The sequence below is a fragment of the Streptomyces sp. NBC_01237 genome, assembly GCF_035917275.1.
Lineage (GTDB): Bacteria > Actinomycetota > Actinomycetes > Streptomycetales > Streptomycetaceae > Streptomyces.
On sequence record NZ_CP108508.1, the window covers coordinates 4,992,319 to 5,010,448 of the forward strand.

General features: G+C 72.0%; 19 protein-coding genes. 10 read left to right on the forward strand and 9 right to left on the reverse strand.

Features of this window, described 5'->3' with window-relative positions:
* The first annotated feature begins 76 nt into the window (after positions 1–76).
* The gene (locus tag OG251_RS22180; protein WP_228868625.1) at positions 77–280 is read left to right on the forward strand and encodes a hypothetical protein; all 204 of its coding nucleotides are present in this window, start codon (positions 77–79) and stop codon (positions 278–280) included.
* A gap of 1,072 nt (positions 281–1,352) precedes the next feature.
* Positions 1,353–2,741, forward strand: a complete 1,389-nt coding sequence (gene istB / locus OG251_RS22185) for an IS21-like element helper ATPase IstB (RefSeq protein ID WP_326678800.1) — start codon at positions 1,353–1,355, stop codon at positions 2,739–2,741.
* 39 nt (positions 2,742–2,780) lie between these two features.
* Here the strand turns inward: istB and OG251_RS22190 are convergent, their stop codons facing one another.
* The 3 genes from OG251_RS22190 to OG251_RS22200 are packed head-to-tail and all read right to left on the reverse strand — an operon-like array spanning position 2,781 to position 5,502.
* Positions 2,781–3,275, reverse strand: a complete 495-nt coding sequence (locus OG251_RS22190; RefSeq protein WP_326681355.1) for a hypothetical protein — start codon at positions 3,273–3,275, stop codon at positions 2,781–2,783.
* Positions 3,272–4,795 carry a HAMP domain-containing sensor histidine kinase gene (locus OG251_RS22195; protein ID WP_326678801.1) on the reverse strand — a complete coding sequence of 508 codons (1,524 nt, stop codon included), beginning with the start codon at positions 4,793–4,795 and terminating at the stop codon, positions 3,272–3,274. The genes OG251_RS22190 and OG251_RS22195 overlap by 4 nt, the downstream gene beginning before the upstream one ends.
* Positions 4,792–5,502: a response regulator transcription factor gene (locus OG251_RS22200; RefSeq protein ID WP_326678802.1), complete on the reverse strand. Its 711-nt coding sequence runs from the start codon at positions 5,500–5,502 to the stop codon at positions 4,792–4,794. The genes OG251_RS22195 and OG251_RS22200 overlap by 4 nt, the downstream gene beginning before the upstream one ends.
* 134 nt (positions 5,503–5,636) lie before the next feature.
* Between OG251_RS22200 and OG251_RS22205 the strand changes: the two genes are divergently transcribed.
* From OG251_RS22205 to OG251_RS22220, 4 genes are read left to right on the forward strand one after another with little or no spacing between them, the layout of a single operon-like run.
* Positions 5,637–6,308, forward strand: a complete 672-nt coding sequence (locus tag OG251_RS22205) for a hypothetical protein (protein WP_326678803.1) — start codon at positions 5,637–5,639, stop codon at positions 6,306–6,308.
* Entirely contained in the window at positions 6,305–7,384 is a 1,080-nt protein-coding gene (locus OG251_RS22210) for a peptidoglycan-binding domain-containing protein (protein ID WP_326678804.1), read from the forward strand. The genes OG251_RS22205 and OG251_RS22210 overlap by 4 nt, the downstream gene beginning before the upstream one ends.
* Positions 7,381–8,250: an ABC transporter ATP-binding protein gene (locus tag OG251_RS22215; RefSeq protein ID WP_326678805.1), complete on the forward strand. Its 870-nt coding sequence runs from the start codon at positions 7,381–7,383 to the stop codon at positions 8,248–8,250. The genes OG251_RS22210 and OG251_RS22215 overlap by 4 nt, the downstream gene beginning before the upstream one ends.
* Positions 8,247–9,440: an ABC transporter permease gene (locus tag OG251_RS22220; protein ID WP_326678806.1), complete on the forward strand. Its 1,194-nt coding sequence runs from the start codon at positions 8,247–8,249 to the stop codon at positions 9,438–9,440. The genes OG251_RS22215 and OG251_RS22220 overlap by 4 nt, the downstream gene beginning before the upstream one ends.
* A 56-nt stretch (positions 9,441–9,496) precedes the next feature.
* On the opposite strand, the gene OG251_RS22225 is transcribed toward OG251_RS22220, so the two are convergent.
* Positions 9,497–10,111, reverse strand: coding sequence for an MFS transporter (locus OG251_RS22225; RefSeq protein ID WP_326678807.1), 615 nt, complete (start codon positions 10,109–10,111; stop codon positions 9,497–9,499).
* Between OG251_RS22225 and OG251_RS22230 the strand changes: the two genes are divergently transcribed.
* On the forward strand, positions 10,083–10,388 hold the full coding sequence (locus OG251_RS22230) for a hypothetical protein (protein ID WP_326678808.1): 306 nt from the start codon (positions 10,083–10,085) through the stop codon (positions 10,386–10,388). The two genes, OG251_RS22225 and OG251_RS22230, sit on opposite strands and share 29 nt — an antisense overlap.
* Positions 10,389–10,433: 45 nt before the next feature.
* Here OG251_RS22230 and OG251_RS22235 read toward each other — a convergent pair whose 3' ends face one another.
* Positions 10,434–11,840: an NAD(P)/FAD-dependent oxidoreductase gene (locus tag OG251_RS22235; RefSeq protein ID WP_326678809.1), complete on the reverse strand. Its 1,407-nt coding sequence runs from the start codon at positions 11,838–11,840 to the stop codon at positions 10,434–10,436.
* Positions 11,841–11,923: 83 nt separating this feature from the next.
* Positions 11,924–12,700, reverse strand: a complete 777-nt coding sequence (locus OG251_RS22240) for a rhomboid-like protein (protein ID WP_326678810.1) — start codon at positions 12,698–12,700, stop codon at positions 11,924–11,926.
* A gap of 18 nt (positions 12,701–12,718) precedes the next feature.
* Here OG251_RS22240 and OG251_RS22245 point away from each other — a divergent pair, with 18 nt between their 5' ends.
* Together OG251_RS22245 and OG251_RS22250 are read left to right on the forward strand one after the other, a co-directional pair.
* On the forward strand, positions 12,719–13,636 hold the full coding sequence (locus OG251_RS22245) for an aminoglycoside phosphotransferase family protein (RefSeq protein WP_326678811.1): 918 nt from the start codon (positions 12,719–12,721) through the stop codon (positions 13,634–13,636).
* A gap of 65 nt (positions 13,637–13,701) precedes the next feature.
* Positions 13,702–14,178: a GNAT family N-acetyltransferase gene (locus OG251_RS22250; protein ID WP_326678812.1), complete on the forward strand. Its 477-nt coding sequence runs from the start codon at positions 13,702–13,704 to the stop codon at positions 14,176–14,178.
* A 153-nt stretch (positions 14,179–14,331) separates the two neighbouring features.
* Here OG251_RS22250 and OG251_RS22255 read toward each other — a convergent pair whose 3' ends face one another.
* Both OG251_RS22255 and OG251_RS22260 read right to left on the reverse strand, forming a co-directional pair.
* A complete protein-coding gene (locus OG251_RS22255; RefSeq protein WP_326678813.1) occupies positions 14,332–15,333 on the reverse strand; it encodes a zinc-binding dehydrogenase in 1,002 nt (333 codons plus the stop codon).
* Between the two features lie 131 nt (positions 15,334–15,464).
* Positions 15,465–16,658, reverse strand: a complete 1,194-nt coding sequence (locus tag OG251_RS22260; protein WP_326678814.1) for an NAD(P)-binding protein — start codon at positions 16,656–16,658, stop codon at positions 15,465–15,467.
* Between the two features lie 111 nt (positions 16,659–16,769).
* On the opposite strand from OG251_RS22260, the gene OG251_RS22265 reads away from it, so the two are divergent.
* Positions 16,770–17,459: a pentapeptide repeat-containing protein gene (locus OG251_RS22265; protein ID WP_326678815.1), complete on the forward strand. Its 690-nt coding sequence runs from the start codon at positions 16,770–16,772 to the stop codon at positions 17,457–17,459.
* Between the two features lie 94 nt (positions 17,460–17,553).
* Here the strand turns inward: OG251_RS22265 and OG251_RS22270 are convergent, their stop codons facing one another.
* The gene (locus tag OG251_RS22270) at positions 17,554–18,051 is read right to left on the reverse strand and encodes a hypothetical protein (RefSeq protein ID WP_326678816.1); all 498 of its coding nucleotides are present in this window, start codon (positions 18,049–18,051) and stop codon (positions 17,554–17,556) included.
* Between the last annotated feature and the right edge of the window lie 79 nt (positions 18,052–18,130).

Sequence of the window (18,130 nt, forward strand, 5' to 3'; positions counted from 1 at the left end):
AGTCAGTGCATGGTGAACAAAAAGTGTCGATCACGGGTGAAAGGTAGGTCCGGACAACGACGAAGGAGGGCTGCAGGTGTCATACGAGTACATCGTCATCTGGGTGTTGAGCGGGGTGGTAGCCGTGGAAACGGCCGTGATCTGCGGAGGGATCACGGGCGTACTGCACCACCTCGGCGGCAACCCTCTTCCGGCTGTCCTGCTGAAGGCTGGCACGGCGTTCGGAGCCTGTCTCACGTTGAGCGCCGCGATGGCAGGGCTCGTGATCAGCAAGGGTTGATGATCCCGGCAAGGCCAGACAGGGCCCTTCCGGATCTCGCTGGACGGGCCCTGCCTCACCGCATGCGTGCAACCGCTTCACCCTGAAGCGGCGGTGGGGCCGGCCACCCGCTACGACAAAGCCACCACCACCTCGCCGCCATCTTCATCGGTCAGCGCGATGATCGGAAGGAAGCGCCCGGGGCCCCTGGGCTCCAGCCGAGGGGTGAGGTTTGAGGCCCCCGGCTCGGGGGCGAGTCACGCAGGGCCAGGAGTGAGGGCCCGTACGGATGGTCGCCTTTCGAAGGCCAGCGACCTGCGGTTTTTCGGTCGTCGAACGTCTCGCTTGCGTGAGCGCTGCGTGAGCGGACTGGGTAGCACTAGGGTGGACCCAGCGTCATAGTGATCAAGGTCAGGTGTCTCTGACCTGGGGATACGGGATTCTGTGGCATCGTCCGGCACCACCCGGGATGATCTTTCGGGCCCTTGTAATGCGTAGGTCGTCGGTTCGAATCCGACAGGGGGCTCGCTGAAGGACCAGGTCAGACACCCTCTGACCTGGTCCTTTTCCGTTCCGTGCCCTTGAGTGCGAAGGGGCGGCGGAGGCGACGGTGCCAGGGGTGGCCGTTCGGGAGCCGAGTGGAACCGCCGTGGTCGGGGCTCCGTACGCGATCGATCCGGGCGGTGGGCCTGCTCACGTGCGGCTCGGCGGTCGCCGGGGGCCCAAGTGCTGTCCCGGGGTGCGGGGTGCGCGGATCCGCGGGGGATCGGCCGTGCTCGGGGATTCGGTGCGTGCCGGAGTTCCGGGTCGGCGGGGAGAAGGCGTTGGGTCACGGCGAAATGGGCGTGATTCGCCACCGGGTCGGCTCCGGATGCGAAGCCTTTCCCTGGATCGCTCGGAAATGCGCGAACGGACCGGGTTCGGATTCCGGTGTGATGAAGTCGCCTTCGCCCTTCCGGGAACAGCGTGCGATGGACGTATGGCGCGCGGCCCCATGAACTGGCTCTTGTCCTACCGAAATTCTATTCATCCCAACGAGTGCACCGAATTCAGAAGGGCGGTGGAAGGCCCATAAGAATGGTGGAGCCTCCCGTTGTTGCAGTCGTTGGAGATGCTGTTGACCAGTTATGACATGCCCGCCCACGACCACAACGCCTCGTCCCGGGCTCCGGCTCCGGGATTGTTCCGCGGTCCGGGGGACGCGGCGAGTTTCGCGCCCGCCGCGCTCGGATACGCCCTCTTCGCCACCCGCTGGCTCCAGGCCCCGCTGTATTTCGGACTCGTCGCCGCGCAGGGCGTCTATGTCTACAAGTTCTTCAACGAGCTGTGGAAATTAATCGGTCATGTCATCAACGGTTACGCGGACGAGACGTATGTCATGCTCGCCGTCCTCAAACTGGTCGACGTCGTGATGATCGCCAATCTGCTGATCATGACGATCGTCGGCGGCTACGAGACCTTCGTCTCGCGCATCAATCTCCAGGGTCATCGAGATCAGCCGGAATGGCTCTCGCACGTCAACTCGAACGTGCTCAAGGTCAAGCTCGCCACCGCCATCGTGGGTATTTCGTCCGTACATCTGCTTCAGATGTTCGTCGATGTGCACCACACTTCCCGGCACGCGCTGCTGTGGGGGACCGTGATCCACATGGCCTTCATCCTGTCCGCCGCGATTCTGGCCTATATGTCGGGCCCCATGCTGGAGTCGCGGAAGGGCGGTCATGGGGACGGTGGGGGCGGTGGCCATGCGGAGGGTCACGGGGGAGGGAATCCGCAGCTGATCCCGAAGCAGTCCGGCGGGACGCACGGCGAGGTCACGTCGGTGGGGCGGGCGGTGCCTTCCGCGTCGGCGGCGATGCCGGCCGCCTCGCGTGGAGGTTCGGGCGCCGATTCCCGTATCCGCGCCGCGGGCTTCCCCGCCCCCAAGACCCTGGAGGACTTCGACCACGACTTCGTCAGGTCGCTCGACCGGGAGGCGGTGGACACGCTCGGGAAGCTGGACTTCATCACCGCCAAGGAGAACGTGGTGCTCCTCGGTCCGCCCGGCACCGGCAAGACCCACCTCGCCGTCGCCTTCGGTACGCGCGCCTGCCAGGCCGGCCACCAGGTGCTGTTCGCCACCGCCGCCGAATGGGCCGCCCGGCTCGCCGACGCCAAGGCCGCGGGCCGCCTCACCAAGGAACTGGCCCTGCTGGACCGGTACCCCCTGCTGATCGTCGACGCGCTGGGCTGCTTCCCTCTGGAGGCCGAAGAGGCCCAGCTCCTCTCCCGACTCGTGGCGCACCGCTACGAGCGCGGCTCGCTGGTCGTCACCAGCGACAAGCCCCTGAGCGGCTGGGACCTCGTCCTCGGCGACGCCGCGGTGGCCTCGGCCGTGATCGACCGCCTCGTCCACCACTGCGAGATCATCGGCGTCGAGGGGGACAACTACCGGATGCGCGACCACGGCGGCTTCGGTTTCGCGTCCTCGGCCGCCCGCTGAGGGCTGTCCCCTCCGAGCCGGGATCTGCCGCGGTCCGCCTCACCCGTCGAGGAACTCCGCGCACCGGTACGGGCCCAGCGTGGTTCCTTCGGAGGGGCGCAGCGTGACCTCGACGTCGTCGGTCCGCACCTTCGGGTCGATGACGGACTGGGCACGCGCCAGGGTGCACACCAGCTGGCCGGTGCCCTGGTCGCGGCCCGTCGCCGTGTAGGCGCCGTCGATGCGCACCGTGACGCGGGTGCCCGTTCCGGTGGCCCGGTAGCCGCCCAGCTGGACGAGCGAGGTGAGGCCGTCGCGCTGTTCGGCGGGCGGGGGACCCTGGGCGAGGTACTTGATCACCGTGTTGAGGTCCTCGACCTCTACGTCGATCAGGGGCACCCCGCGCAGCCCGGCGGCGGAGGCGTAGTACAGCCGGATGCCGCGCGTCAGTCCGGACGCGGGCTCGCCCGCGCCTATCACTCCGGTCGGCTGGACGCCGCAGCCCATGAGGGCGGCCCCCAGCACGGCGGCCACGACCCCCTGCCGGACCTTCATTCCGGGCACTCCGGGCTCCCTTCGGTACGTCGCAGGGGCAGCCGCAGCGTGAACACCGCCCCGCCCTCGGGGCCCGCGGTCACATCGATCGTGCCGCCGTGCAGCCGGGCGTTCTCCAGTGCGATCGCCGTGCCGAGACCGCTGCCCTGGCCGCTGTCGTCGGCCGCGCCACGGGTGCGGGCCGCGTCCGCCTTGTAGAAGCGGTCGAAGACCCGCTCCCGGGCCTCCGGCGGCAGCCCCGGACCGTGGTCGGCGACCTCCAGCGTCACCCACTCCCCGTCCGCCGCGAGGGCCGTCCCGAGGGTCACGGTGACCGGCGGGGCCCCGTGCCGCAGCGCGTTGCCCACCAGGTTCGCGGCGATCACGTCGATGCGGCGCCGGTCGACCACCGCCCGTACGCCCTCGGGGAGGTGCGTCCGTACCCGGTCCGTCCAGCCGCGCAGCGCCAGCGACGCGCGTACGGTGTCGGCGAGGTCCGTCCCGGCCGCGTTCAGCCGTACCGCCTTGGCGTCGAAGCGGGAGATCTCCATCAGGTCCTCGACCAGCCGGGACAGCCGGGCCGTCTCCGCGCCGACGGTACGGGCCGCCCGCGCCGCGTCCGGCGGCAGCTGGTCGGCGTCCTCGTCCAGGACGGTCGCCACCATCGTCATCGCCGCGAGGGGCGTGCGCAGTTCGTGCGACACGTCCGCGACGAAGCGGCGCGCCTTCGCCTCCTGCTCGCGCAGTTCCGCGTCGGAGTGCTGGAGCGCGTCGGCGGTCTCGTTGAACGTCCTCGCCAGTTCGGCCAGTTCGTCGTGGCCGGAGACGGCGACCCGGCTGCCGAGGTCTCCGGAGGCGAGTTCACGGGTCGCGCGGCCCAGCTTCCGTACCGGACGGAGGACGGTTCTCGCGGCCAGCAGCGCCAGCACGGCGGCCAGCAGCACCACCGGCGCGATGCCGTCGCGCACGGAGTCGAGCAGGGCGGCCGTGTCGTCGCGCTCGGCCCGCAGGTCGGAAATCGCGAAGACCTCCAGGCCGGAGGCGCTGCGGTCGCCGTCGGCGAACGTGACGGGCGTGCCGACGACCAGGTAGGGCTCGCCCCGCCAGACCACCCGCTGGAACTCGGCGTCGTCGCCGGTCATGACGGCGGTGCGCAGTTCGGTGGTGATCCGTCCCTCCGTATCGGCGAGCGAGTCGGAGACCGCGACGAGGTCCTGGTAGTGGGCGACCACGATCTTCCCGCCGATGCCCTCCGACACCTGCGCCGTGAACCGGGACAGCGACCGCTGGTCGGGCGGTACGTCGAAGTCGGCGGCCACCGTGCCGACCCGTTCCCGGAAGTCGTTCACGGTCGCGTTCTGGGCGCGCTGGAGAACGGCGGTGCGGGCTTCCCGGTAGGCGAGGGCGGTCGCGGTCACCGCGCTGATCAGGGCGACGACGACGAACGCGACGACGAGCCGGCTGCGCAGCCCGACGAGGAGCCGCAGGGAGCGCCGCGCCGAAGCGGCACCGTACGTGCCTCCCTCGTCCCTCCGGGTCACAGCGGCCCGAAGCGGTAGCCGAAGCCCCGCACCGTCTGTACGTAACGCGGCTTCGCCGGTACGTCCTCCAGCTTGGCCCGCAGCCGGCCGACCGCCGCGTCCACCAGCCGGGAGTCGCCCAGGAAGCTGTGGTCCCAGACGGATTCGAGGAGCTGTTCGCGGCTGAGGACCCGGCCGGGGCAGGCCGACAGCTCCAGCAGCAGCCGCAGTTCGGTGGGCGGCAGCGGGACCGGTGTGCCGTTCTTGGTGACGGTCAGGCCGGCGCGGTCGATGAGCAGGCCCCCGAGGCCGGGCGGGCCGCCCGCCTGCGCGGGTGAGGACCCGGAGGGCGACGGTTCCGCGCGTCGCAGCGCGGCCCGGATGCGGGCCTCCAGCACGGGCGCGGTCACCGGTTTGACGACGTAGTCGTCGGCGCCCGCCTCCAGGCCCGTCACGATGTCGGAGTCGTCGCCGCGTGCGGTCAGCATGATGACCGGCAGGGTCGCGGAGCGGGCACGGATGCGGCGGCACACCTCGAAGCCGTCCATGCCGGGCAGCATCAGGTCCAGTACGGCCAGTTCGACCCGCGCACCCTGCTCCCCGGCGAGCAGGGCGAGGGCCTGTTCGCCGGTGGCGGCGGTGTCCACGCCGTACCCGTGCCGGCGCAGCACGAGCTCCATTCCGTCCCGTACGGACGCGTCGTCCTCGATGAGCAGCACATGCGGCATGGGGCCGATTATGGGCATGCCGGGACCGGGTCCGCCTGCTTCGTACGGGATGGATCCGCAGGTCGGGGGCATTGTTACGTTCCCATCATGTGGCCATGGACCCGTCATCATCCGCGACGGCGAACGTGAAGCGCATGAGCTTCCTCAGGACCGATTCCCGTGCCGCCAGCCGGCTCCGCGCCACCGCCCGGCTCCGTGTGGCCACCCTGGTGGCCGTGCCCGTACTCGCCTTCTCCGTCGCCTGCGGTGGTGGTGCGGACAGCGCCGACGGAGCGAAGAAGGACGACGCGATCGCCGACGTACCGGACGCCCCGGCCGGGAGCACCGCGAAGAGCGGGAGCTCGCCGAGCGCCAAGCCCGCGGCCAAGAGCGCCTTCTACGACGCCCAGATGACGTACGTCCAGTGCATGCGCGTCAAGGGCGGCTACAAGGACTTCCCCGACCCCAAGCTCAGCGGATACCTCGACTGGTCCAAGATCAACGAGATCGCCTCCCGGCCCGGCAGCAACGACGCCTTCAAGGGGGGCAAGAACCGCGCCTGCGTCCCCGAGCTGCTGGCCGCGTCGGACGCCGCGCCCAAGGTCGACCAGCAGAAGGCCTACGAGTCGATGCTGGCGCACGCCCAGTGCATGCGGGACAACGGGGTCTCCAAGTTCACCAACCCGACGATGTCCGGCGGCCAGGCGATCCCCGGCGGCGACCCGACCCCGGGCTCCCCGTCCATCGACCAGGAGTCGCCGTCGTACAAGCAGGCCCGCAAGGCGTGCGAGTCGAAGCTGCTCGAAGGTCTGGACGGCATGCAGTGAAGCGCCGCGCGGCCTTCCTCGCGCTGGGCGCGCTGACCGTCGCCGCCGCCGTCACCGGGGGAGTCCTGTTCCTCGGCGGCGGTGACGACGCGGGTGCCTCCGGCAGGGGCGGCGACCTGCCGCCCGCCACCACGGCCGTCGTGCGCACCGACCTCGTGCAGTCCAGGACGGTCGACGGCAAACTCGACTTCGCGCAGCGCCGCGTCGTCAAGTCCGCCGTCGAGGGCACCGTCACGGTGGCCGCTTCCGAAGGGCGGACGCTGACCAGGGGACAGGCGCTGTACGAACTGAACGACAAGCCCGTCACGCTCCTCTACGGGCCGGTCCCGATGTTCCGCGAGATGAAGGTGGGCGACCGGGGCAGCGACGTACTCCAACTGGAGCGCAATCTGCGTGACTTGGGGTACGGGGCCGGGGTGTACGTCGACGTCCGGTACGACGAGGGCACCGCGGCCGCCGTCGAGCGGTGGCAGAAGTCCCTGAACCGTGACGGCACCGGCAGGGTCGGCAAGGGCGATGTCGTCTTCCAGCCCGGCCAGGTCAAGGTGGCCGCCGCCGACGCCGCGCTCGCCGACTCGGTCGGCCCCGGTGACGCGGTCCTGACGATCGCCTCCACCAAACCCGTCGTCAGGGCGGAACTGGAGCAGACCGACGGCGCGCTCACATCGAGCGGCACCAAGGTCGACGTCATCCTGCCGAGCGGGAGGACCGCGCCCGGCCGGGTCGCCGGGACGGTGCGCCCGGAGGAGCCGGCCGCCGGGGGCGGTGCGGCCGCCCAGGAGGGCATCACCGTCGAGGTCGTCCTGAACGGCGGGGCGGACGCCGTGTCCGGCGAGGACGTCAAGGCGCCCTTGAGCGTGAAGTTCGTCAGCGAGGCGCGCAGGGGGGTCCTCGCGGTCCCCGTCGAGGCGGTCGTCGCCCTGCGCGGCGAGAGGGGCGGCTACGGCCTCCAGGTCGTCCGGGGCACCACCTCGACGATGGTGCGGGTGGAGACCGGGATGACCGCCGACGGGCTGATCGAGGTCAGCGGCCCGGAGCTGCGTGAGGGCATGAAGGTCGGGGTGGCGAAGTCATGACACTACCGGCGGACCCGGTGATCGAACTGCGGGATGTCACCAAGTCCTACCCCGGTGGCGTCCATGCCCTGCGCGGGGTGGACCTCACCGTCGGAGCGGGCGAACTGGTCGCCGTCGTCGGCCCGTCCGGCTCCGGCAAGTCCACGATGCTCAACGTCATGGGCACCCTGGACAGACCCACCACGGGAACCGTCCGGATCGCCGGGTACGACGTCTCCGAACTCTCCGACTCCCGGCTCTCCGCACTGCGCGCCCGCCACATCGGCTTCGTGTTCCAGCACTTCCACCTGGCGGCGGGACGCGACGCGGTGGACAACGTCGCGGACGGGCTGCTCTACGCGGGCGTCCCGCTGAAGGAACGCCGGGCCCGTGCCCGGGACGCGCTGGCCAAGGTGCGACTTGACCACCGCTGCTCGCACACGCCGAGCGAGCTGTCCGGCGGCGAGAAGCAGCGCGTGGCCATCGCCCGCGCCCTGGTGGGGAACCCCCGGCTGCTGCTGGCGGACGAACCGACCGGGGCGCTGGACACGGCGTCCGGCGAGATCGTCATGGAGCTGCTGCGCGAGCTGAACGCGTCCGGCACCACCATCTGCGTGATCACCCACGACAGCGGGATCGCGGACTCGCTGCCGCGCCGGGTCCGGTTCAAGGACGGCGAGATCGTCGCGGACGCCCGTACCGGAAGGCGCGCCGGCGCGCCTCCCGGTGTGCGACCCGGTACGGACCCAGGCGCGCGTCCCGATGTGCGTGCCGTCCCGGGTTCCGGTGTGCGTCCCGGTGTGCGCGCCGTTCCGGATGCCGATCTGCGCGCCGTCCCGGATTCCGGTGCGCGCGCCGTCTCCCGTACGGAGGAGGCCGGTTCATGAGGAACGACCTCAAGCCCTCCCGTCTCTCCCTCCGCGACATCTTCCGGGTCGGCGCGGTCGGCCTCCGGGCGCGCCGGGCGCGCGTGGTGCTCTCGGCGCTCGGGATCGCCATCGGTATCGCGACCATGGTCGCGGTCGTCGGCCTGTCCGAGTCGAGCCGCGCGGACCTGATGGCCCAGCTCGACCGGCTCGGCACCAACCTCCTCACCGCGGAGGCGGGCGAGGACGAGACGGGGAACCCGGTCAAGCTCCCCAAGAACGCGGTCGCGATGGTCGAGAGGGTCGGCCCGGTGCGGCACGCCACGGCCACCGCCGACGTCGACGCCCGTATCCGCCGCAGCGATGTGGTCCCCGAGGAGCGGACCGCCGGTGTCATCACCCAGGCGGTGCGCACCGACCTGCTGTCCACGCTCGGCGGCGAGGTCGCCAGGGGCGTCTGGCTGAACCCGGTCGGCGAACGCCTCCCGACAACGGTCCTCGGCGCGGTGGCGGCGGAACGCCTCGGCATCACCCGCCCCGGCGGGACGATCATGATGAACGACACGCGCGTGGTCGTCGTCGGCATCCTCGAACCGATCGAACTGGTCCCCACCCTGGACCGGGTGGCCATGGTCGGATTCCCCGCCGCCGAGCGCTACTTCGGCTTCGACGGCCACCCCACCACCATCTTCGAGCGTTCCACGGACGCTTCGGTGGAGGATGTGTGGGCGATCCTGGCCCGCACCATCAGCCCCGGCCGCGAGTCGGGCGTCAAGGTCTCCCGCCCCTCGGACGCGCTGGCCGCCAAGGCCGCCACCGACAAGGGTCTGACGACCCTGATGCTCGGTCTGGGCGCGGTGGCCCTCCTGGTCGGTGGTGTGGGCGTCGCCAACACCATGGTCATCTCCGTCCTGGAACGCCGCCGGGAGATCGGCCTGCGCCGCTCGCTGGGCGCGACCCGCAACGCGATCCGGCTCCAGTTCCTCACCGAGTCGCTGCTGCTGTCGGCGCTGGGCGGGGCGACGGGCGCACTGCTCGGCGCGGCGGCGACGTACGGCTTCGCGCAGGTCCAGGGGTGGACGGCGGTGGTGCCGCCCTGGTCCCTGGCGGGCGGCCTGGCCGCCACCCTGCTGATCGGCGTGGTCGCGGGCCTCTACCCGGCGATCCGCGCCTCCCGTCTCCACCCGACGGTGGCTCTGAACGCGACGTGAGGCGGGGCGTACGGGGGCGTGCGGCGGTGCTCGTGAGGTGGAGGGGCGCGTGCCGGTCACCCCTCCGTGTGCTTCGTGCGCGGGCCGGGGGCCGAGGCCAGGCGTCGCGCGTCGTGCTCCGGCCGGATCGCGGCGACCGCGAACGCCCCGGCGACGACCATGACGACGGCGGTGACGAGGAACGCGGTCCGGTATCCCGCCGCCTGCGTGGTTGCCGCGTCGATGAGGTGGCCGGTGAGCGACGGCGCGATGAGGCCGGGGAGGGTGCCGGTCGCGGCGACGATGCCGAACACCGCTCCGCGCTGGGCGGTGGGGACCACCTCGGCCGTGGTCATGTAGTGCGGGGGGATCGCGACGGCGGTGCAGCCGAAGGTCATGCCGATCAGCAGGAGGCGGGGGCCCGACGCGTCGACGAAGGGGAAGGAGGCCATCGCCGTCCCCGCGACACATACGGCGGTGCCCTGTAGAGCACCGCTCGACCAGCGGCTCGTCAGGCCGCGCGCCTTGAGGGCGTCGATGAGCCGGGAGACCTCGACTCCGAAGGCGCCGAGTCGGCCCGCGGCGGTTTCAGCGCGACCGCACGCGATGTGGGCCCGGCTCGGCGAGATGATCCGCTGCGGCGGTGCTGTCGGGGGCCTCCAGATGGTGCCGGAATCCGTCGCCTCAGCCATCGCGACCGGGGTTCCCGACGGCTACCCCCGGCGCGTCCGCTTTCCCGGCGCCCCCGGGACGACGCCCGCCACCCTCTCGTACCACGACCTGTGGTGGATCCCGAACGACCCGTACGGCTCCTTCATGGCGAGCGGGATCCACGGTCATCGGCTGTTCGTCCCGCCCGGACTCGGCCTGGTCGTCACGCACTTCGCCTCGCAGGTCATGCCGCCGACGGTGCCCCCGGCCCCGCTGGTCCAGGCGTTCCTCCGGATCGGCGCGCACCTCAACGGCTGACGGGCGCCCGGCGGAGCTCGAAGGGCGGCCGGGGGCGTCCGTGTCTCAGTGCCGCCCGGCGATGCGGTCCGCCACCTTGGCGATCGGGTCGGTGCCCGTGCGCGGGGAGGTGGCCTCCCGCCGGTCGGCGGCGCGGTAGGCGGCGTACATGCCGTGGACGCCGAGCCAGCGCAGCGGTTCGGGTTCCCAGCGGCGGACCTTGTGGTTGACCCAGGGCAGGGTGGTCAGGTCGGTGGGGCCCGCCTGGCCGGAGTCCTGCTGGATCAGGTCGCGCAGGGTGCGGGCGGCGAGGTTGGCGGTGGCGACGCCGGAACCGACGTAGCCGCCCGCCCAGCCGAGACCGGTGGAGCGGTCCAGGGAGACGGTGGCGCACCAGTCGCGGGGCACGCCGAGGACGCCGGACCAGGTGTGGTCGATACGGGCGCCGGCCGTGGTGGGGAAGAGCCGGACCATGAGGTCGCGGAGGGCCTCGACGGTGGCGGGCCGGGTGCGGCCGTCGCCGGACCGCGCGGCGGCCGAGGCGTAGCGGTAGGGGACGCCGCGGCCGCCCAGGGCGATGCGGTCGTCGGCGGTGCGCTGGGCGTAGACGTAGGCGTGCGCCAGGTCGCCCAGCGTTTCGCGGCCGTCCCATCCGAGGGTGTCCCAGACGGACCGGGGGAGCGGTTCGGTCGCGATCATCGAGGAGTTCATCGGGAGCCAGGTGCGCTTGTGTCCCTTGAGGTTCGCGGTGAAGCCCTCGGTGCAGCGCAGGATGTAGGGGGCGCGGACCGTGCCGTACGGGGTGACGGCGTGTTTGGGTCTGATCTCGGTGACGGGGGTGGACTCGTGGAGGGTGACGCCGAGGGCTTCCACGGTGTCGGCGAGGCCCTTGACCAGTTTGACCGGGTGCAGCCGTGCGCCGTGCGGGGTCCAGGTGGAGCCGATGGCTCCGGTGACGTTGACGCGTTCGGCGGTCTCGCGGGCGCCGCGCAGGACGCGGTCGGTCTCGCCGAACGCGATCTCGACGGAGTGGAAGTCCTTCAGGCGGGCGAGCTGGGCCGGGGTGTGGGCCACTTCCAGGACGCCGCCCCGGTGGATGTCGGCGTCGATGTTCTCCTCGGCGGCGACGGCGATGACCTCGTCGACGGTGCTGTTCATCGCCTTCTGGAGCCGGACCGCCGCGTCGTGGCCGTGGAGTTTCGCGTACCGGTCGCGGCCCGCGATGCCGTTGTAGAGCCAGCCGCCGTTGCGCCCGGAGGCGCCGTACCCGCAGAACTTCGCTTCCAGCACGGTGATGTTGAGGAAGGGGACGGCCTTCTTGAGGTAGTACGCCGTCCAGAGTCCGGTGTAACCGCCGCCGACGATGCAGACGTCGGCGGTCGCGTCGCCCGGCAGGGGTTCGCGGGGTGTGGGGGTGCCCTCCTGCGCGTACCAGAACGATATGCCGCCGTTGACGGTACTGACGGTGTTCATGATGCCCCTGCTGTCCGATGTGCGCCGAGAGTACGTGTGGCCGGACGTTACTGCGCCGCGGGGCGTTTCGTCTCGTGCGGAGCTCAGGAGGTGCGCGGGCCCCGGGGGTGGGGGTGACGGGTCAGCGGGTAGCAGGCGAGCCCGATCAGTACGGCGGTGAAGTGGCCCAGGTCGGTGAAGGAGCGGCCGGTGACGAGCGGGATGCCGTAGAAGACGAGGACGGCGAAGGCATACACGTGCCGCCAGGGGCGCGGGACGCGGTAGACGAGGACGGCGACCACCCCCGCGAGCGCGTAACTGACCCCGATGTCCAGGGTGTTGACGGAGGACTGCGGTGCGTGGCCGTGCCGGACCGCCCAGGCCAGGACGCCCTCGCTGACGAGGGTGGCGAGGACGTGGGCGGCGGCGGCGACGGTGAGCCAGCGCAGGGTGCCGAGCCAGTGTTCGGCGGTGGCGTGGAAGACGGTGAACAGGACGGCGTACGGGAGCCATCGGCCGCCGTCGATCCACAGGGCGCTGGAGACGAGGACCCGGACCGGGTTCTGCGAGAGCTCGTGGATGTTGGTCGAGCGCTGGCGCAGGAAGTCCTCCTCGAAGTCCGGCGACATCCGGTGCATCACGACGGTGGTGGCGAAGAGGATCGCCAGCCAGACGTACGTGCCGGGGGCGGTGGTGATCCAGCGGCGGAGGGCGGTGCTGGCAGCGCGGGCGGTGGTGGCCAGGCTGCCGGCCGCACGGGCATCCGGCCCGCTCTCCGGCCCGCTCTCCTGATGGCTCGCCGTGACGTGCTCCGGGACGTTGGCCGGGATGTGCTCCGGCTCGTCCTCCGGCTGGTTCTGGGGCATAACCGATTGACGCACGGGCCTACGATCGGAGGCGTGATCGACATTCCGGATGCCCTGATCGAGACCCAGTCCAAGTACAACGGGGAGGCCGGGCGGGCGTTCATCGCCACGCTGCCGTCGCTGGCCGCCCGGTTCCTGGAGGAGTGGGGGCTGCGGCGGGACGGCGCCGCGATGTACGGCGTGAGCGCGCTGGTGCTGCCGGTGGTGCGGGATTCGGACGGGTGCCCGGCGGCCCTCAAACTCCAGCTGCTGGACGAGGAGTCGGTGGGCGAGCCGGTCGCCCTGCGGGTCTGGGGTGCGGCGGGGTCCGGGGCGGTGGGGCTGCTCGACCACGATCCGCTGACCGGCACGATGCTGCTGGAGCGGCTGGACGAACGCCGCCCGCTGTCGGCCGTGGCCGACACGCGGGAGGCGGTCGGCGTCCTCGCACAGGTCCTGTCCCGGCTGGTGGCCGTACCGGCTCCGGAAGGACTGCGCGGGCTCGGGGACATCGCGGCGCGGATGCTGGACGCGGTTCCGGGCGCGGTCGGTTCGCTGGTGGAGGAGTCGGAACGGCAGCTGCTGCTGGACTGCGCGGCGGCGGTACGTGAGGTGGTGGGCGAGCCGGGCGACCGGCTGCTGCACTGGGACCTGCACTACGACAACATCCTGGCGGGCCGGGCGGAGGCGGGCCGGGCGCACGAGTGGCTGGCGCTGGACCCGAAGCCGCTGGCCGGGCACCCGGGCTTCGATCTGTTCCCGGCCCTGGGCGACCGGTTCGACGCGGCGGAAGTGCGGTGGCGGTTCGACGCGTTGACCGAGGCGCTGGGCATGGAGCGGGACCGGGGGCGGGCGCGGGCCTGGACGCTGGGCCGGGTGCTCCAGGACGGGCTGTGGGACATCAAGGACGGCGAGGTACGGCTGCCGGAGAGGCATGTGGAGATCGGCCGGCAGCTGCTGGAGCGGGGATAGGGACAGGGGCTGTACCGGGCGGGGCCAGTCGTGGGGCGCGGGGGAGACGTGTTTACGCTGCCCCCATGATTCGTACCGCTACTCCCGACGATGTCCCGGTCATCCACGCCATGGTGCGGGACCTGGCCGACTACGAGAAGGCCCTGCACGAGGCGAACGCCACCGAGGAGCAGCTGCACGAGGCGCTGTTCGGCGAGCGGCCCGCCGCGTACGCGCACGTCGCGGTGTCGGACGAGGACGGCGAGGTCGTCGGGTTCGCGCTGTGGTTCCTCAACTTCTCGACCTGGCGCGGGGTCCACGGCATCTACCTGGAGGACCTGTACGTACGTCCGGAGCGGCGCGGCGGCGGCCACGGGAAGGCGCTGCTGACGGAGTTGGCGCGGATCTGCGCCGAGCGCGGGTACGAGCGCCTGGAGTGGTCGGTGCTCAACTGGAACGCCCCGTCCATCGCCTTCTACGAGTCGCTGGGCGCCCGGCCGCAGGACGAGTGGACGGTGTACCGGCTGACGGACGGGGCGCTGGCGGAGCTCGGAGGGCGCTGAACGGGGCCTGGGGCGACGGGTTCTGGCGGCGCGGAGACGGGAGGCATGGCTTCCCGGGCCTTCGTGTCCTCAGGCCCTCGTGGCTTCGCAGCCCCGCCTTCGCGTCCTGGCGTGGACCGGGTCCCGGTCCACGCCCCACTGTTCGTCGCGCCGTTACGGTTCCAGGACGACCTTGCCCATCGTGCCGCGGGTTTCCAGGGCGCGATGGGCCGCCGCCGCTTCGGCGAGCGGGTAGCGCTGGACGGCGGGCCGCAGCCTGCCGGCCGCGGCCTCGGCGAGGGCCAGGGTCTCCAGGGCGCGCAGCCCGCCGCCCTTGCGGATCATGGCGGGGCCGAGCACGTTCTCGGACGTGATGCCGCGCTCGGCGAGTTCCTCGGGGGTGAAGGACAGCGGCTTTCCGTCGTGGAGGTCCTCGCCGGACCAGCCGAAGACGATGTGCGCTCCGCCTTCGCCGAGGAGGTCGACGGCGGCGCGGGCGGTGACTCCGCCCACGGAGTCGAAGACGACGGTGGCGCGCCGGCCGAGCGACTCCAGGTGGCCGCGGACCGTGCGGGGCCAGTCGGGGAGCGTGTAGTCGACGGCGAGGTCGGCGCCGTTGGCCTTGACCGCGGCGACCTTCGAGGGGCCGCCCGCGAGGCCGATGACGGTGGCTCCGGCGTTCTTGGCGTACTGCACCAGCAGCGTGCCGATGCCGCCCGCGGCGGCGGGGACGATGACGACGGAGTCGGGGCCCAGTTCGGTGAACCGGAGGATGCCCAGGGTCGTGCGGCCGGTGCCGATCATCGCGACGGCCTCGGCCTCGTCGAGCCCGGCCGGGATCTCGTGGAGCCGGTCGGCGTCGGCGACGGTGAGTTCGGCGTAACCGCCGGGGGCCATGCCGAGGTGCACGACGACGCGCTTGCCGAGCCAGCCGGGGTCGGTGCCCTCGCCGAGCGATTCGACGGTTCCGGCGACTTCCCGGCCGGGGATGGTGGGCAGTTCGGCCGGCGCCGGGTACGGGCCGGTCATGCCTTCGCGCAGGGCGGTGTCGAGGAGGTGCACGCCGGCCGCGGCCACGGCGATCCGTACCTGGCCGGGGCCGGGTACGGGGTCCTCGGCCGACTCGTGGGTGAGGTTTTCGGCGGGGCCGAAGGCATGGAGGCGGACGGCGTACATGGTGGTCTCCCCGGGGTGGTCGCTGTCGGTTGTCCTCAGTCTGTGACCTCAATCGCCCTTGAGGTCAACCCGGTCCATCGGACGGTTGGCGGCTCATTCCGCGTCATACGCGTCACGGGTGTCACGGCGTGTCAGGCGCTCCTGAGGTCCGCTCCGGTGTCCGTGCGCCGTTCGGCGGCCTTCAGCGCGAGCGTCGCCGCTTCGATGCCGCTGTTGAACGACACCTCGCTGAGGAGCCCCGGGGCCGCCACCTGGTCGCCCGCGAGGAAGACGCCGTCGCCCCGGATGATGGAGGGGCGGTCCCGCCAGGTGGTGCCGGGCCGGTCGACCGCACCCGTACGCCCGGTGGCGAGGGCCTCGCGACGCCAGGTGACGCGGTCGCGCCAGCCGTCGAAGCCGAGGTCGAGGAGCTGTTCGGCGCGGGCGACACCGTCCGCTTTCGGGGCGCCGGGAGCGATCGGCACATGGCCCTGCACGAGCTGTTCGCCAGCCGGGGCGAGGGTCCGGTCCTGGGCGCTGAACCGCTCGATCCAGCCCGGAGCGTCCAGGTCGGACACCACGAAAGCGTCGCCCCGCCGGGTCCGTACCGCCAGGTCGATCAGGGCCGTACGGCCGCTGTCCCAGGTCAGGGCGGGATCGTCGAGCAGGGTACGGGCGGCGTCCAGGGAGGTCGCGACGATGACGGGGCCGGTCCGTGCCAGGGCGGCGAGGGCGGGGGCGTCGATCCGGGCGGTGGTCTCGACGCGCACGCCGAGGTTCCGGGCGCGGGCGGCCATCCGGTCGACGACCTGGGCCCAGCCGCCGACCGGGTAGCGCGCCTCGGGCGGGAGCGCGGCGGCGCGGCGGAAGCGTTCCTGGACGAAGGCGGCGGAGAGCGAACCGGGGTCGTGGTGGAAGAGCGCCACACCCATGTAGTGCGCCGCCGCGCGGGCGCCCTCCTCGCCGACCTGGCCGCCGGCCCAGCCGAGGTAGTCCGCGTCGACGGGGGCGTGCCGGGCGCTGCGGCGGGCGAGGCGCAGCATGCCGAGGGGCGGGGTCCGGCGGGAGACGCCGTCGCGGCGGAAGCGGAAGCGGGTGCCTTCGAGGAGCGGTACGGCGGCGACGGGCCCGAGGAGGCCGCGTCGGGCGAGCCAGGTCCAGTGGGGCCCGCCGTTGTACAGGGCGTGCGGCCCCTCGTTGGTGCGGTACGGGCCCTCGGCGGTCCTGGCCCGGCCGCCGAGGGTGTGGTGGGCCTCGTGGAGGGTGACCTGTGCGCCGGATTCGGCGGCGGTGACCGCGGCGGTGAGCCCGGCGAAGCCGCCGCCGATGACGTGGATGCGCTGCATGGCTGGGTTTCTCCCTTGGCTGTGGGCGCTTCTGCGTACGTGACGGTCGGGCGGTGGTGGTTTGTGACATCGGGGCGGGGCGTTGTCAGTGCGGTGCGTCACGATGGGGGCATGGCAGGAAGCGCGGGCAGGACCAGAGGCAAGAAGGACACCGTGACGGCGGCTCGGCGTCCGGAGGTGCGGCTGCCGCCGCTCGTTCCGTACGAGGGGGCGGAGCTGGAGCCGGACGGGGACTACGACGGTGTGCGGTTCGACGCGGTGGACCTCGCGGACCAGTCGGGTCCGGGCGCCCGCTTCATGGACTGCGCGCTGGAGGGCTGCGCCCTGGACCGTACGGAGCTGGTCAGGGCCCGCTTCATCGATTCGGTGCTCACGGGGGTACGGGGGGTGGGCACCGATCTCGCGGGGGCGTCGCTGCGTGACGTGGAGATCGTGGACGCGCGGCTGGGCGGGGTGCAGTTGCACGGAGCGGTGCTGGAGCGGGTGGTGGTGCGCGGCGGGAAGATCGACTACCTGAATCTGCGGAAGGCGCGGCTGAAGGACGTCGTGTTCGAGGGCTGTGTGCTGTCCGAGCCGGACTTCGGGGACGCGCAGCTGGTGCGGGTGGAGTTCCGGGACTGTGTGCTGAAGCGGGTCGACTTCAGCGCGGCGCGGATGGAGTCGGTGGACCTGCGGGCGGTCGCCGAGCTGGACATCGCCCGGGGGGTGGAACGGCTGGCGGGTGCGGTGATCAGCCCGGTCCAGCTGATGGAGCTGGCACCGGCGTTCGCGGCGCAGATCGGAGTACGGGTGGAGGCATGACGGGCGCGGGGCGCCGGGGCGCGTGACGGTGCCGCGCGCCGCCCGCTGCCGGGGCGTTCGGGTGGCCGGTTCCGGGGGCGGGGCGCGGGGGCGGTCACATACGGGGGAAGCGGGCCTGGAGGTCCCAGATCACGGGGTTCTCGGTGAGACCGTCGTGCATGTCGGCCAGATCGGCGATCAGGTCGTGCAGGAAGTCGCGGGCCTCACGGCGCAGGACGGAGTGGCTGAAGGTCAGCGGGGGCTCGTCACCGGGCATCCAGTCGGCCTCGACGTCGACCCAGCCGAAGCGCCGCTCGAACATCATCCGGTCCGTGGACTCGGTGAAGTCCAGCTCGGCGTACTGCTGCCGGTGCGAGCGGTTGCCCCGGGGGTCCTGGTCGATCTGCTCGACGATGTCGCACAGCGCCCACGCGAAGTCGAGCACCGGAACCCATCCCCAGGCTGTGGATACTTCGCGGTCCGCCTTGGTGTCCGCGAGATAGACGTCCCCGGAGAACAGGTCGTGCCGCAGGGCATGGACGTCCGCACGGCGGTAGTCGGTCTGCGGGGGATCCGGGAAGCGCCGGGAGAGGGAGTAGCCGATGTCGAGCACGGGTCGATGGTGTCATGCCCGGTGACGGGAGGCCGACACGATCGGGTGAGCGGTGGGCGCTCCGCCTGACGCGGCCGGG